Annotated in this window: 13 protein-coding genes; 11 read left to right on the plus strand and 2 right to left on the minus strand. The window is 41.9% G+C overall.

All coding sequences use genetic code 11. From position 1 onward, the window contains the following. On the plus strand, window positions 1–303 hold a 303-nt coding region (locus tag E7303_RS17075; protein WP_292146642.1), incomplete at its 5' end, for a hypothetical protein. A gap of 75 nt (window positions 304–378) precedes the next feature. Here the strand turns inward: E7303_RS17075 and E7303_RS17080 are convergent. Continuing rightward, on the minus strand, window positions 379–1,176 hold the full coding sequence (locus tag E7303_RS17080) for an adaptor protein MecA (RefSeq protein WP_292146644.1): 798 nt from the start codon (window positions 1,174–1,176) through the stop codon (window positions 379–381). A 674-nt stretch (window positions 1,177–1,850) separates the two neighbouring features. On the opposite strand from E7303_RS17080, the gene E7303_RS17085 reads away from it, so the two are divergent. The 6 genes from E7303_RS17085 to E7303_RS17110 are packed head-to-tail and all read left to right on the plus strand — an operon-like array spanning window position 1,851 to window position 7,465. After that, on the plus strand, window positions 1,851–3,554 hold the full coding sequence (locus tag E7303_RS17085; RefSeq protein ID WP_292146646.1) for a glycosyl hydrolase family 18 protein: 1,704 nt from the start codon (window positions 1,851–1,853) through the stop codon (window positions 3,552–3,554). A 4-nt stretch (window positions 3,555–3,558) separates the two neighbouring features. Beyond that, window positions 3,559–4,617, plus strand: coding sequence for an L-threonylcarbamoyladenylate synthase (locus E7303_RS17090; protein ID WP_292146648.1), 1,059 nt, complete (start codon window positions 3,559–3,561; stop codon window positions 4,615–4,617). A gap of 55 nt (window positions 4,618–4,672) precedes the next feature. Next, window positions 4,673–5,101 carry a ribose 5-phosphate isomerase B gene (gene rpiB / locus E7303_RS17095; RefSeq protein ID WP_022775241.1) on the plus strand — a complete coding sequence of 143 codons (429 nt, stop codon included), beginning with the start codon at window positions 4,673–4,675 and terminating at the stop codon, window positions 5,099–5,101. A gap of 22 nt (window positions 5,102–5,123) precedes the next feature. Next, window positions 5,124–5,753: a uracil phosphoribosyltransferase gene (upp, locus tag E7303_RS17100; protein ID WP_022775239.1), complete on the plus strand. Its 630-nt coding sequence runs from the start codon at window positions 5,124–5,126 to the stop codon at window positions 5,751–5,753. Between the two features lie 17 nt (window positions 5,754–5,770). Next, complete coding sequence (locus tag E7303_RS17105) at window positions 5,771–6,253, plus strand: deoxycytidylate deaminase (protein ID WP_022775238.1); 483 nt, start codon at window positions 5,771–5,773, stop codon at window positions 6,251–6,253. A 15-nt stretch (window positions 6,254–6,268) separates the two neighbouring features. Continuing rightward, window positions 6,269–7,465, plus strand: coding sequence for a cell wall hydrolase (locus E7303_RS17110; RefSeq protein ID WP_292146654.1), 1,197 nt, complete (start codon window positions 6,269–6,271; stop codon window positions 7,463–7,465). Here E7303_RS17110 and E7303_RS17115 read toward each other — a convergent pair. Continuing rightward, window positions 7,459–7,950 carry a DUF402 domain-containing protein gene (locus tag E7303_RS17115; RefSeq protein WP_292146656.1) on the minus strand — a complete coding sequence of 164 codons (492 nt, stop codon included), beginning with the start codon at window positions 7,948–7,950 and terminating at the stop codon, window positions 7,459–7,461. The two genes, E7303_RS17110 and E7303_RS17115, sit on opposite strands and share 7 nt — an antisense overlap. A gap of 54 nt (window positions 7,951–8,004) precedes the next feature. Between E7303_RS17115 and E7303_RS17120 the strand changes: the two genes are divergently transcribed. Genes E7303_RS17120 through E7303_RS17135 form a run of 4 tightly spaced genes read left to right on the plus strand, consistent with a single transcriptional unit; the run spans window position 8,005 to window position 14,708 of the window. After that, window positions 8,005–10,566, plus strand: a complete 2,562-nt coding sequence (locus E7303_RS17120; protein ID WP_292146658.1) for a hypothetical protein — start codon at window positions 8,005–8,007, stop codon at window positions 10,564–10,566. 6 nt (window positions 10,567–10,572) lie between these two features. Further along, entirely contained in the window at window positions 10,573–13,680 is a 3,108-nt protein-coding gene (locus E7303_RS17125; RefSeq protein ID WP_292146660.1) for a glycoside hydrolase family 2 TIM barrel-domain containing protein, read from the plus strand. A 60-nt stretch (window positions 13,681–13,740) separates the two neighbouring features. Further along, complete coding sequence (locus E7303_RS17130; protein ID WP_022775231.1) at window positions 13,741–14,034, plus strand: hypothetical protein; 294 nt, start codon at window positions 13,741–13,743, stop codon at window positions 14,032–14,034. Window positions 14,035–14,078: 44 nt separating this feature from the next. Continuing rightward, window positions 14,079–14,708 (plus strand): lactate utilization protein, encoded by a 630-nt coding sequence (locus E7303_RS17135; protein WP_292146662.1) that lies wholly within the window; start codon window positions 14,079–14,081, stop codon window positions 14,706–14,708. The last annotated feature ends 1 nt before the right edge of the window (window position 14,709 follow it).

A 14,709-nucleotide genomic window follows, 5' to 3' on the forward strand; every position in this document is an offset into this window, starting at 1 on the left:
CCATGTATCAACCAGGGTCTTAAGGCTGGTATGAACAAGGTTATGGACGAAGAGAAGAAGGCTGTTGCTACAGGATATTGGGATATGTTCAGATTCAATCCTCAGGCAGAGAACAAGTTCACACTTGATTCTAAGCCAGCTACAGAGGACTTCCAGAGCTTCCTTGATGGTGAGGTTCGTTACCTTTCACTTAAGCTCAAGAATCCTGAGAGAGCAGCTAAGCTCAATGCTATGGCAGCTGAGCATGCTAAGGAGCACAGAGCTTATCTTGAAAAACTTGTTACACTTTACGGAAAGCAGTAATAAGAAAATAAAGATAAAAGAAAAGGCCGGTTCGAAAGAACCGGTCTTTTTTAAAACTTGAAATTAAATTAAAGGTCAAATCTTAGAAAGCGTCTGGATGGCATTTTCAGGAATAACTATAGAATAATGCTCATCTAAGAACTGCTGTGTAGCAGTGCTTCCTATTTCTGTCTTGCCATACTCTGTAAGTAGAGAACAGATGTTGGCGAATAATCCATCTTCGATATCACCCTGATGAAGTATCAGATAGAACTTACCGTTTGCTTCATTCTTATAAAGGGTGTTTGTACCATTGAATTTCCTGCTTACTATACTTGAGAATCTCATGACTTCATGCAGTGAGTCAAAGGAAAAGATCCTTGAACCCTTTCTGCTTGGCTGCCCTTTTTTGCGAGCGCCTGACGTTTTCTCTTTTACCTTTTTGGAATCTGACAGAGGAGATGAACTAAGAGGTCCATCCAGGAAATCGGACATATTGCTGTGCTGAAGTCTTTTGAAAAGACTGGAGACATCTTCTTCCTCGTCCTCATATTCGTCCTCGTCATACTCGTCGTAGTCCTCATCCTCTTCGTCATCTTCATGAACTGAAGGAGCAAAGTTGGAAAAACGTGTGTCAAGTTCTTCCGGATCGTCTACCTTTGTGATGATAAGAACAATGCACTCAGAATTGATAGGGATTGCCTCAATCATTAGAGGAGTATCCTCTGCATCAAAGCCATATTCTAAATTGGCTTGCTGCATCATGTCCTGAAAAAGCTCTTTTGCTTTATCAGTACCATACGCAAGCTCTGTGATCTTAAGGTCGCGCTTCGCAAGGTCATCTCTGGTAAGGGTGCATCGAATCTGGTGATCATTGACTTTTTCAATCTTCATGATGCTTACCTCCTGACTTTGGAATACATAGATACTAAGTGAAATGGTATCCTATGTCAATACTTATATCGGCTTATTTTACTATTTAATTTAAAGATATACAATAGGTTTTATGCAATTTAAATCTTAAGAAAATCTTAAGAATTTTCGACGGTATTTCTTAAGAATTTGCTGCTATTATATTTTCTTGTGAGATGCCTCGCCGAGGATATGAACCCGGAAAGGAGGCGGTTAATCAAGGGTATTATTTATTTTCTACTATTCTTTTTTCTATGATTCATTCATAGATGTCTTATGTTTAGTTTCGAAATAAAATCCCCAATTAACGAGTAAATTTTTACCAACAACATAGAGCATTAACAAATGTAGTATTTCCTAATACTATTATACCATATTTTGTATAAGAAAATATGGCTACAAGACAGGGTTTGGCGTTGGCATCTTACTATATTAATATATGTCAATTTGAAAGAAACATATCAAAACATTGAGATAAGGAATTATCACATATAAAAATCCTTTTGGCTTTTGAAATCCAAAAAAACAATCAATTGTATAAAGAGGCTACCCCGCCATGAACATACATATAATGTAATGATTGGATAAGATACTTTCATAATGACGTAAGATTAATTGTTTGATATAATATAGGGCGATTGTAAAGGAGCTAGAACATGAAGAAAAAGGTGATTCCGGCGATTATTATAATCGCCCTTATTTTTATTATAGGAGGAATCTATGCACTTCAGATTGTGTATCAGCATTACTCTTACAGCAACGAGAAAGCAGATCTGAACGAGTATTTTGATATATCAGGTGACAGTGATGTTGCTATCATTCTTGGCAACGAGAGAATAGGCGAGAGAGCATTTCTTTTAGATGACACCTATTACATGGACTTTGATTCAGTACAGAAGTACTTAAACGACAGATTCTACTACGGACAGGCAGACGGTACCCTTGTTTACACAACAGCTTCCAAGATAATAACAAGTGAGATTGGAACATCCACCTGGTCAGATTCAGAGGGCGGCTCTGGTGATGAGGGCTACATCATATCAAGAATGGAGGGCGATACTTTTCTTGTCGCTCTTGATTATGTAAAAAAATATACCAACTTTTCTTACGAAGCTTTTACCGAACCTAATCACATACAGCTGACAACAAGCTGGGAAGATCAGCAGGTAGCTACTATTAAAAAGAACACTCAGCTCAGAAAGCGCGGCGGTGTAAAGAGTGAGATCCTTGAGGAGCTTGCTGCAGGAGACACGGTTGTTATCCTCGAAGAGCTTGAGGACTGGGTGAAGGTAAAGAGCGCAGATTCTTACATAGGATATGTTGAGAAAAAGAGACTTGAGAACGAGACAACATTTAGTCCTATTCCTGTAACTGATTACGTTCCGGAAGAATATACTTCACTTACAAGAGATCACAAGATAAACCTGGGCTTCCACAATATCGGTGGCTACGCCGGTAACGAGACACTTATCGCTTATATCGAGAATACCAAGAAGATAAATGTTCTTTGCCCTACATGGTTTGCGCTTAAAGATAACGATGGTAATATTAACAGCGTTGCTTCTGCAGCTTATGTTACTTCAGCCCACAATATGGGCATTGAAGTGTGGGCTCTTGTGGATAACTTCACCGGTGGAGACGGGTTTTCCACTTCAGAAGTTATAACCCATGCAAGCAGCAGAGCAAACTTTATAGAAAATGTAGTTGCAAGGACTTTGGAAGTCGGAGCAGACGGAGTTAACCTTGATTTTGAGACAGTGGCAGCAGAAGACGGGCAGTCTTTTGTGGAACTTGTCAGAGAGCTTTCAATTGCCTGTAGAAAAGCAGGACTTGTCTTTTCAATAGACAATTATGTACCTATGAATTTCAATGATTACTATGATCTTGAAGAGCAGGGAATCGTTGCAGACTACTGCATAATCATGGGATATGATGAGCATTATGCAGGCTCTGCAGAGGCTGGTTCAGTTGCTTCTTTATCATATGTAGAAAACGGAATCATCAATACCTTAAAAGAGGTTGATGCTTCCAAGGTTATCAATGCAGTGCCTTTCTATACCAGAATATGGCATACATCAGGCGGAGTTCTTTCAAGCGAAGCTGTATCTATGAAGGTTGCAAAAGAGTATATCAGCAGTCATTCAATTACTATGGAGTGGGATTCAGAGGCAGGCCAGAACTACGGCGAGTTTACATCATCTGACGGAACCTTGAATCAGATCTGGATGGAGGATGCTACTTCAATAGGTCAAAAGATTGATGCCATGAGAGCAAGCGGTATTGCCGGAATTGCTGAGTGGGCAATTGGTATGGAGACCAGCGATGTTTGGGATGAGATTGCTGAGTTTGTAGAGGAATAAGAAAGTGGAAACAGAAGTTATAGTTATAGAAGAAAGTAATATAGACGAAGAGGCCCAAAAACAGCTTAAAAGAGCCGGGGATATCATGAAAAAGGGCGGCCTTGTAGCATTCCCGACAGAGACAGTTTACGGTCTTGGCGGAGATGCCTTAAACCCAGAGTCTTCCAAAAAAATATACGCTGCAAAGGGAAGACCATCTGATAATCCGCTTATAGTCCATGTTTCAAACATGGATGATGTTGCAAAGATCGTAAAAGAAGTTCCTGAGGCTGCAAAAAAACTTGCAGCTGCCTTTTGGCCGGGACCACTTACAATGATAATGAACAAAAATGACAAGGTTCCTTATGAGACTACAGGCGGCCTTGACACAGTAGCGATCAGAATGCCTAACAACAAGATAGCTCTTGGCCTTATTGATGCTGCAGGCGGATTTATAGCAGCGCCAAGTGCCAATACATCAGGACGTCCAAGCCCTACAGTTGCAAGATACTGCGAGGAAGACCTTTCCGGTAAGATTGAGATGATAATCGACGGAGGCCAGGTTGGAATTGGTCTTGAGTCCACCATCGTAGACCTCACAAGTGATGAGCCCATGATCTTAAGACCGGGCTACATAACAGCAGATATGTTAAAAGAGGTCCTTGGCACAATTTCAATTGATAGAACCATAATAGACAGCACTTCAACTCAGAAGCCCAAGGCTCCTGGGATGAAATACAAGCACTACGCTCCAAAGGGCGACCTTGCAATAGTTCAGGGAAGCCAGGAGAAAGTAATAGAGTACATAAATGCCAAGGCAAAAGAGGCAAAAGCTGAAGGCAAGAGAGTCGGAATAATAGGAACAGATTCAACCAAGAATCTCTATGAAGCTGATATAGTAAAGAGCGTTGGAAACAGAGATGATGAAAGTACAATAGCTCATGAACTTTTCAAGGTATTAAGAGAGTTCGATGATGAAAATGTGGACGTGATGTTCTCTGAATCTTTTGACGAGAACGGAATAGGTCAGGCTATAATGAACAGGCTTTTAAAAGCAGCAGGTCATAATGTTATTGTGCTTTAAGTAGTTCTTTTGACATTGAGACGACTGTATTATAATAGTAAGGGATGGTGTAAAAATGATAGCATTAGGTAGTGATCACGGCGGATTTGAACTTAAAGAGGCTGTAAAAAAGCATCTTGAGGAGAGAGGACTTGAGTATAAGGATTTTGGAACTTATGATCTTAACTCATGTGATTATCCTGACTTTGGAAGAGCAGCTGCAGAGGCCGTTGCAAGTGGTGAGTGCGACAGAGGAATTGTAATCTGCACAACTGGAATTGGTATTTCAATAGTAGCCAATAAGGTTAAAGGAATCAGATGCGCTCTTTGCTCTGAGAAGACAACAGCCAGACTTACAAGAGAGCACAATGATGCAAACATGCTTGCTATGGGCGGTGGCATGATCGGAAAAGTTCAGGCCCTTGAAATCGTTGATACATTTTTAGATACACCTTTTTCAGAGATGGAAAAGCACAGTCGCAGAATATCAAAAATAGAAGACTAATAAAACAGACCAGGAGGAAGATATGGGAAAAGTAGTTATTATGGATCATCCGCTGATTCAGCACAAGATTGGAATGATCAGGAGAGTTGAAACAGGAACAAAGGACTTCAGACAGACTATCAGTGAAATAGCAATGCTTATCTGCTATGAAGCAACCAGAGATCTTAATCTTAAGGATGTTGAAATTCAGACACCTATTTGTAAGACAACAGTTAAGGAACTTAAAGGAAGAAAGCTTTGCGTAGTACCTATTTTAAGAGCAGGTCTTGGAATGGTTGATGGTATGCTTGCACTTATTCCTGCAGCAAAGGTTGGACACATCGGACTTTACAGAGATCCTGAGACACTTAAGCCAGTTGAGTATTACTGCAAGATGCCTGCTGACATTTCAGAGAGAGAGATCTTCGTAGTAGATCCTATGCTCGCTACAGGTGGATCATCTGTTGCAGCAATCCAGATGCTCAAGGACAGAGGCTGCAGCCACATCCACTTCATGTGCATCATTGCAGCTCCGGAAGGACTCAAGGCAATGCAGGAAGCACATCCTGATGTAGATATCTACGTAGGCTCCCTCGATGAGAAGCTCAACGAGCACGGCTACATCGTACCAGGTTTGGGAGACGCTGGAGATCGTATCTTCGGAACGAAATAAGTATTCAAGGAGGACGCATGAAAAGAGAGGACTACATATCCTGGGATGAGTATTTCATGGGTGTTGCAAAGCTTGCAGCCCTCAGATCTAAAGACCCTAACACCCAGGTGGGAAGCTGCATAGTTTCAGAGGACAACAACATCCTTTCCATGGGTTACAACGGTTTCCCTAAGGGCTGCGCTGATGAGGACTTCCCTTGGGAGCGCGACGGCGAGGATGAACTTTCAACTAAATATCCTTTTGTTACACACAGTGAGCTCAACGCGATCCTTAATTACAGAGGCGGAAGCCTTGTAGGATCCAAGATATATGTCTCTCTTTTTCCATGTAACGAGTGTGCCAAGGCTATTATTCAGGCCGGCATAAAGACAGTCGTTTATGACAGTGATAAGTATAGCTCTTCTGCATCAACCAGAGCTTCCAAGAAGATGTTTGATGCAGCAGGAGTTAGGTATTATCAGTATCAGCCCAGTGGTAGAAGTATAAAAATTACAATTTGACCATAAAAAGACGGCATGAAAAAAAGAGGGGACAGGGGTATAACAACTAAATATAGAAAAAGAGCTTTATTTTTGGCTTTGGCAGCAGCTTCCTGTTTCATGGCGCTGACTCTTTTTCCTATTAAGAGCTTCGCTACGCAGACCACAAAGCAGCAGCTTGAGGAAGCAAAAGAAAAAAAGCAGCAGTCCCAGAACGAGCTTGACAACACAAAAGATGACATTGCTGAGATGAATGAAGAAAAATCTTCTCTTCAGGGACAGCTTAATTCCTTAAACAGCCAGCTAAGTGAAGTAAGCAACAATCTGGCTGAGATTGAAGAGCAGATTGATGATAAAGAGACTGAGATAGAGAATACTCTGGCAGAGCTTGAAGTTGCCAGAAATACTGAAGCAGATCAGTATGCATCCATGAAAAAGAGAGTTCAGTTTATTTATGAGAAACAGAACTTTATGCTTTGGGATATGGTCCTCAGTGCGGGAAGTTTTGCGGATTTCCTCAATCAGAATCATTTTATCGAAGAGTTGTCTGCTTATGATAAGAGAAAGTTCGAAGAGTACATCGAGACCAGAAAGCTCATTGAGGAAAAAGAAGCAACTCTCGAAAGCGAAATGGAGCAGCTTGAGGAATATCAGGTAAAAGAAAAAGCTGAACAGAGCAGAGTTTCCGGCCTTGTAAGCCAGACTTCCGGATCTATCAAGCAGTATGCTAATGATATTTCTGATGCGGAGGCAAAAGCAGAAGAGCTGGAAGCACAGATAAAAGCTCAGGAAGCTGACATAAAGGCACTTGAAGCAAAGCTTGCAGAGGAGATGCGTCTCTCAAGACTGGCAGCTGCTTCAAAGTGGAGAGATATTTCAGAAGTAACTTTTGCTGAGGGCGACAGATATCTTTTGGCCAACCTAATATATTGCGAGGCAGGATCTGAACCCTATGAAGGAAAGGTTGCGGTAGGCGCAGTTGTAATAAACAGAGTGCTTAGCTCTGTGTATCCTGATACTGTAGTAGGAGTCATCTATCAGAACAAACAGTTTTCACCTGTTGCGAGCGGAAGGCTGGCCCTGGCACTTGCAGAGGGAAGAGCTACATCATCCTGCTATCAGGCAGCAGATGAAGCCATGACAGGATACTCCAACGTCGGGAACTGCGTTTATTTCAGAACTCCGGTACCTGGACTTTCAGGCATTAACATCGGAGGACATGTTTTTTACTGATTATTTTTGGCAATTACGTTTTCAATTGGACCTATCAGGGACTCAATGCCATTATCGTAGATTTCATTTAAGAGTCTGTTCAATGTGAGCAGGCTCTTTTTAAGAAGATTCTCATCGATGAGTCTTTTCTCAAAAGCTTCAGAGAGCTCGTCCAGATCTACGACCTTAATGAGTCCGTTTGGATATATCTTTACATCGGCTAAAAGATCTATAACCAGGAGCTTGTTATTGTCTTTATTATAGTCATAGGTAATAATGTCGCAGTACCAGCAGAGCAGGGACCCGTCTTCTTTCAGGAACTTGCTTACCTTGTAACCGCGATCTAAATAATAACAGGAATAACCATGAGACAAGTCGCACCTTTGGCGAATGGTGCTCCACTTAGTAACAATGAAAGAATCAGTTTGATCGAGGATAATGTCTTCTTTGAGTTCAAGGCATTCATCCGGGATAAAGCGTTTACGATAAAGAATGGGTTTTTCCATAAGGGGGCCCTCCTTTTGGAAAAATCTTACTATTATTAAAAATGAAAGTCAATTATGCGAGATAATTTAGTTAAAATTACGATTATTAAAACTATATATGCCATAGTAATATTCGTTATTGCGGTTTTTGTGCTGAGCAAGCTTTCAAACGGTGATAATGCGGATATGACGGCAAGGATGCAGCCCGCAACCCTTCCTGTGGTTACGCTTGTGACTGATGAAGGTGATGTGGACCCTCTTCACGGATATTTGTCAGATGTTGATGTGAACTATATGAGAGGGACGGTCTTTCCTGTTGAGGGTGACAGGAGCTTTTCCTTTAAGATAAACACCTTTGGCAGCAAGGTATGGGATATTGGCTTTGAACTTAGAAGCATCGACGGCAGCAGACTTATTGAGAATACGCAGCTTACTGACTACTCCGAGGACAGTGATTACATAACAGGAAACATACAGCTAAAAGACCTGATCACAGCGGATACAGAGTACATGCTCGTTTTTGTCATGGAAACTGAAAGTGGCACAGCCAGATATTATACTAGAGTTGTATGGCAGGAGAGCGGCAGCAAGTACAATCTTGATGAGTGTCTGTCATTTGTTCTTGGTTTCTCTGAAGCCACCTTTAGTAAGACTGAGGCAAAAGAATATTCGAAGTACCTTGAGTCTAACTCAGAGGGAGACAATACTTCTTTTAACAAGGTAAATATTCACAGCAGTTTCAGCCAGGTTACATGGGGCGACCTCAATATCACAAAGCACACGACCCCTGAAGTTTATATCACAGACCTTCACTCACAGACTGCCTGCATTGAGCTTCAGTACAGGGTTGCTCTTAAGGATGGAAACTATACCAGAGCCTACAACATAGTTGAGGATTATCGCGTAAGATATACCTCTGACAGGATATATCTGCTGAATTTCGAAAGAACCATGAACTTTATCTTTGACTATAATTCATATTCAGTAGGTAAAAATACTATTGCTCTTGGAATTGAAGATCCTGATATTGAATTTATGGAGAGTGCCAGCGGTACGGCATTTGCTTTTGTCAGTGAAAACAGACTTTATGCTTTCAACAACTCTGAGAACAGACTCGTTTATATCTTTGGCTTCTATGACGGCGACAACGATGACATAAGGACCAGATGGAATAAGAATCTTATTAAGATCCTTAACGTAGATGAAGCCGGCAATGTTAAATTTGCGGTAGCCGGTTACATGAACAGAGGAATCCATGAGGGAGAAGTCGGAATTGCAGTATATGACTATAATTCCTCTTTAAACGCAGTGGAGGAGCAGATTTTTGTAAACAGCTCAAGCTCCCCTGAGATTCTCATGAGCTATTTTGACAGACTTGCATATTCCAGCAACAATGAGATGTTCTACTGCATGCTTGATCAGAATGTCTATGAGATCGATCTGATTGAAAAGACTGGAAAGTCCGTGGTTGACGATATCGGAACTGGTCAGTACAAGATATCTGAATCGCAAAATGTCATAGCATGGCAGAAAGATGACCTTAAGAGTCTGCAGCTCATGAACCTTAACACAAGAGCTACTTCAGAGATCACAGCAGATGATGGGGATTTTATAGTTCTTTTGGGCTTTATGGGGGAAGACCTGATATATGGTCTTGTTCATGAGCAGGATGTTCTGAACGATCAGATGGGTAATCCTATCTACGCTATGCACTGCCTGAAGATTGAGGATAGTGATGGAAATCTGCTGGAAAGATATGCACCTGAAGGAATCTACATCACAGGTGTCACGGTAAATGGCAATCAGCTCAAGATAACAAGAGTTGTAAAGAACGAGGATGGCACCGGTTATGTCAGCACCTATGACGACCAGATAATGAATACACTGGAAGTAGAAAGCGGCAATAACACAGTAGATGTGGCTTCTGTAGATGTCTTTGAGAAGATAGTTCAGATCACCACAAAGTCAGAGATAAAGTCCAAGCAGCTCAGAGTTCTTACACCTAACCAGACACTCTTTGAGGGTGACAGAGATGTGGACATTAAGATAGAAAGAGATATCGACAAAAATCCGCTTTACTATGTTTATGGATTGGACGGAGATGTTCGTATATATGCAAGTCCTGCCAAGGCGGTTCTTGATGCCAATGATGCTTCGGGAGTAGTCACTTCTGATCACAATGAATACATATGGATAAAAGGAAATCTCTTAAGATCCAATCAGATAATGGCTATAACCAGAATGGCAGAGAACTACGAGAACATGACTTCACAGAATCCTGTGGCAGTCTGCCTCGACCTGGTGCTTCAGTTTAGAGGTACTAACAGGGATGTGGAAGGTCTTTTGGCTAATGGAATGGGCGTTGAGCAGATCCTTGAGAACTCCCTCACTGATGCCAGAGTCCTGGATCTTGACGGATGTCCGCTGTCAACAATGCTTTACTATGTAAATCAGGATATTCCTGTGATATGTCTTTTAAATAATGGGGATGCTATGCTGGTTATTGGATTTAATGAGCTTAATACAGTTCTCATGGATCCGATGAACGGTGCAGTTTATAAATATGGAATGAATGATTCCGCGCAGCTTTTTGAAAATAACGGAAATCATTTTATTACCTATATTACGGAGGGTTAATTAGTAATGGCGAATTTTGATTTTAACAGGGTAAAAGACCCGGAGTTTTTTAAAGAAAATGTGTTGCCTGCGCATTCTGATCATGTGGCTTTCGCTTCTGATGATGAGCTTGAGGCAGGTATCAGCTCACTTAAGCTTTCACTAGGCGGTCTTTGGAAATTCCATTATGCAAAAAACTATAGAGCTACAATAGCTGGTTTTGAGAAGGAAGATTATGACTGCAATTTCTGGGATGATATCCATGTTCCAGCTCATATGCAGATGGAAGGCTATGACATTCCTGCATATATCAATGTGCAGTATCCATGGGATGGTCACGAGGATATTGAACTTGGACAGATACCTGAAGAGTTTAATCCAGTGGGAAGCTATGTGAAGTACTTCGAGGTTCCATATGATTGGAATGGAAAAGAGATACACGTAGTATTTGAAGGCGTTGAGAGCGGATATGCACTCTGGCTCAACGGGGCATATGTTGGCTACAGCGGAGATACTTTTACACCATCAGAGTTTGACCTGACACCATTTATCAAAGAGGGCACAAATAAAATGGCCGTTCAGGTTTATAAATGGACATCCGGAAGCTGGATGGAGGATCAGGATTTCTTTAGATTCTCAGGAATATACAGAAATGTGTATTTAAAGCTCGTTCCGGCAGTTCATCTCGATGACCTTAAGGTGAGAACTCTTTTGAATGAGGAGCTTACTGAGGCGGAGTTGGAAGTAACACTTAAGCTCAATGGGGCAGCAGGAACAACTGACTACGTGCTTCTTAGAAACAATCACCCTGTAGTTAAGGGAACTGTAGCCAATAACAAGGAAGTTGTGATCTCTGAGAAGGTTCAGGAACCTGTTCTTTGGAGCGCAGAGGATCCACAGCTCTATCAGCTTCTTTTGCATATAAAAGGAGAAGACGGAGAAGACCTCGAAGTAGTACGCCAGAACGTGGGATTTAGACGCTTTGAGATGAAGAACGGGATTATGCTCATCAACGGAAAGCGTATTGTGTTCAGAGGTGTTAACAGGCATGAATTCTGCTGCGACAGTGGCCGTGTAGTATCAGATGAGGATACTCTTTTAGATATCCTTACAATGAAAAAGAATAATATAAATGCCATAAGAACCAGTCACTATCAGAACTCTTCCAAGATATATGAGCTCTGCGACATCTATGGCCTTTACATGATCGCTGAAAACAACATGGAAACCCATGGAAGCTGGTCTGCAGCTTCAAGTCAGGAAGATGCCATTGCCGGCGCTATTCCGGGCAGCAGGGACAACTGCATGGCTGTTATGCTGGACAGGGTAAATACAACCTACCAGCTTGATAAGAACCACCCATCAGTACTTATCTGGTCTATCGGAAATGAGTCTCACGGTGGAAAAGTTCCATTTGAGATGAGCCAGCTTTTTAGAAAGCTTGATCCTGACAGACTCGTTCACTATGAGGGAATCTGCCATGACAGAACCTACAACGACACCAGCGATATGGAAAGCCAGATGTATCCTTCTGTTGCAAGCATAGAAAAGTTCCTTAAAGAACACCCTGACAAGCCATTTATCTGCTGTGAGTACACACACGCCATGGCTAACTCCAACGGAGGCATGTTCAAATACACAGACCTTGCCGACAGAGAGGAAAGATATCAGGGCGGATTTATCTGGGATTACGTTGACCAGTCCATCAGAAGCCGCAACTGTTTTGGCGAAGAATACCAGGCATACGGCGGAGACCACGGCGAGAGACCTACAGATTTCAATTTCTCCGGAAATGGAATAGTAGACGGTCAGAGAAAAGAATATGCCAAGATGCAGGAAGTTAAGTTCAACTACCAGAGCATCAAGGTTTATGTGGAAAAAGACAAGGTGAAGGTGGTAAATAAGAATCTTTTCACCAATACCAGTGAATATACCTGTGTTGCCACTCTTGAGAGAAACGGCAAAAAGCTCCTTGAAAGATTCATAGCTACAGACGTAGAGCCTTTGTCTGAAAAGACCTATGATCTTCCGGAAGCAATCGTTAACAGAATGGCTGTTGTAGGCGCTGATCCATATGATGAAAACGGCCCATTCCCAGTGGATGAACATGTGGTAACAGTTTCATTCAGACTTCGCGATGACACAAGCTGGGCAGAGAGAGGCCACGAAGTCGCATTCGGACAGGGGGTATTTAGAAACGCAGTTTCTACCTACATTTCATGCGCTAAGATCAAGGTGGTAAAAGGGTCATTCAATATTGGAGTAAAGGGCAATCATTTCTCAGTTCTTTTCTCAAGAGATAACGGACTTGTTTCCTACAACTATGCGGGAAAAGAGATGCTTGATATGGTACCAAGACCTAACTTCTGGAGAGCGCCTGTTGATAACGACAACGGAAACAGAATGCCTCAGAGATATGCTCAGTGGAAGATTGCAAGCAGCTATATGACTCATTATCCGATAGTTGAGGACAGCACAGGTTACGTAAACGGTTCAGAGGAAGAGAGAAAGAAATACCCTGTAATAAAGGAAGAGGAAAACAGCGTAAGCTTGACTTACAGATTTTTCCTTCCTACAACGCCTGCTTCATCTGTAGACGTGACTTATACAGTAACAGGTGATGGAAGAGTATGGGTAAAAGAAGATTATGAACCTGTAAAGGGACTTACTCCAATGCCTGAATATGGCATGATGTTCAGAATAAGCCCTGAGTACAAATTTGTTGAATATTATGGAAATGGGCCTGAGGAGAATTACTGCGACAGAAATAAGGGCGCAAAGCTTGGTGTGTTCAAGACTTCCACAACAGATGCCATGGAGAGCTATCTTGTTCCACAGGAAACAGGTAACAGAACAGATGTAAGATGGGCCAAGGTTGTGGACAGAAAAGGAAGAGGACTTTTATTTGAAGCTCCAATGACTATGAATTTCAGTGCGCTTCCATACACACCTGACGAGTTGGAGGCAGCAAAGCACCCTTATGAGCTTCCAAGAGTATTCAAGACTATTGTAAGATGCAGCCTTGTTCAGATGGGAATTGCAGGAGACGATAGCTGGGGCGCAAGAACTCATGAAGAGTTCCTTCTTCCAAACGATAAGAAACTTTCATTTGTAATGTCATTTAAAGGAATTTGATGATAACCGGGGCAAAAGTATGCGACCCTAAAATCATTTGATCAAAGGAGGAAATGGAAAATGGAACCAATTAACAGCATTGATGCAGAGGACGATCAGTTTGCGTACAGATATGATACACAGCTTTTGATCGATAGAAGAGATGAGGATCTTGATGAGGATGAGATCGCAGATTACATCACAGCGCACATTGAGGGTAACTCCCTCATTGCTGCCGGAGATGAGGATCTTGTTAAGATTCATTTTCATACCAATGAACCTTGGAAGGTCCTTGAATACTGCAATTCAATAGGTGAGATTTACGATATCGTTGTTGAGGATATGATCCGCCAGTCAGCAGGACTTCAGGGATAAGTTGTTAGATAAATCGTGCATGAATAAAAGTAGGAGAGAAGGCTATGAACGAGAACATTGTTAAGAGAAACGAATTGTTGGCACAAAAAGTTATCAAGGGGCTTGAATCCAGAAACATGACAGGCTACTATGCGGCTACAAAAGAGGATGCGCTTAAGAAGGCACTTGAGCTTATCCCTGAAGGCAGCAGCGTATCTATGGGCGGAGCAATGAGCGCTCATGAGATAGGTCTCGTAGAAGCAGTGAAAAAAGGCAACTACAACTTTATTGACAGAGATGCCATGGAAGATAAGCGCGCAGCGATGCTTGCTGCTTATGATGCGGATTATTTCCTTGTAAGTGCCAATGCTATGACGGAAGATGGTGTCATTGTAAATATCGATGGCAATGCAAACCGAGTTTCTGCAATAGCCCAGGGCCCTAAACATGTTCTTTTCATAGTTGGAATGAACAAGATCTGTGATGATGTTGATGGAGCTATGAAGCGTGCAAGAAACGTAGCAGCACCAATCAACGCACAACGTTTTGGCCTTTCTACACCTTGCGCCAAGACAGGTTCATGCATGAATTGTAAATCTCCTGATACAATTTGCTGCCAGTTTTTGATAACAAGATTCTCAAGACACAAGGACCGTATCCATGTGATCCTTGTTAATGACAACTTGGGATTCTGAA

This window comes from Butyrivibrio sp., from assembly GCF_015056685.1.
Lineage (GTDB): Bacteria > Bacillota > Clostridia > Lachnospirales > Lachnospiraceae > Butyrivibrio.

Coding starts and splice junctions, on each gene's coding strand:
- E7303_RS17135 (WP_292146662.1), top strand. CDS start 14,079: ATGAACGAGAACATTGTTAAGAGAAACGAATTGTTGGCACAAAAAGTT.
- E7303_RS17125 (WP_292146660.1), top strand. CDS start 10,573: ATGGCGAATTTTGATTTTAACAGGGTAAAAGACCCGGAGTTTTTTAAA.
- E7303_RS17120 (WP_292146658.1), top strand. CDS start 8,005: ATGCGAGATAATTTAGTTAAAATTACGATTATTAAAACTATATATGCC.
- rpiB (WP_022775241.1), top strand. CDS start 4,673: ATGATAGCATTAGGTAGTGATCACGGCGGATTTGAACTTAAAGAGGCT.
- E7303_RS17115 (WP_292146656.1), bottom strand. CDS start 7,950: ATGGAAAAACCCATTCTTTATCGTAAACGCTTTATCCCGGATGAATGC.
- E7303_RS17085 (WP_292146646.1), top strand. CDS start 1,851: ATGAAGAAAAAGGTGATTCCGGCGATTATTATAATCGCCCTTATTTTT.
- upp (WP_022775239.1), top strand. CDS start 5,124: ATGGGAAAAGTAGTTATTATGGATCATCCGCTGATTCAGCACAAGATT.
- E7303_RS17105 (WP_022775238.1), top strand. CDS start 5,771: ATGAAAAGAGAGGACTACATATCCTGGGATGAGTATTTCATGGGTGTT.
- E7303_RS17080 (WP_292146644.1), bottom strand. CDS start 1,176: ATGAAGATTGAAAAAGTCAATGATCACCAGATTCGATGCACCCTTACC.
- E7303_RS17110 (WP_292146654.1), top strand. CDS start 6,269: ATGAAAAAAAGAGGGGACAGGGGTATAACAACTAAATATAGAAAAAGA.
- E7303_RS17130 (WP_022775231.1), top strand. CDS start 13,741: ATGGAACCAATTAACAGCATTGATGCAGAGGACGATCAGTTTGCGTAC.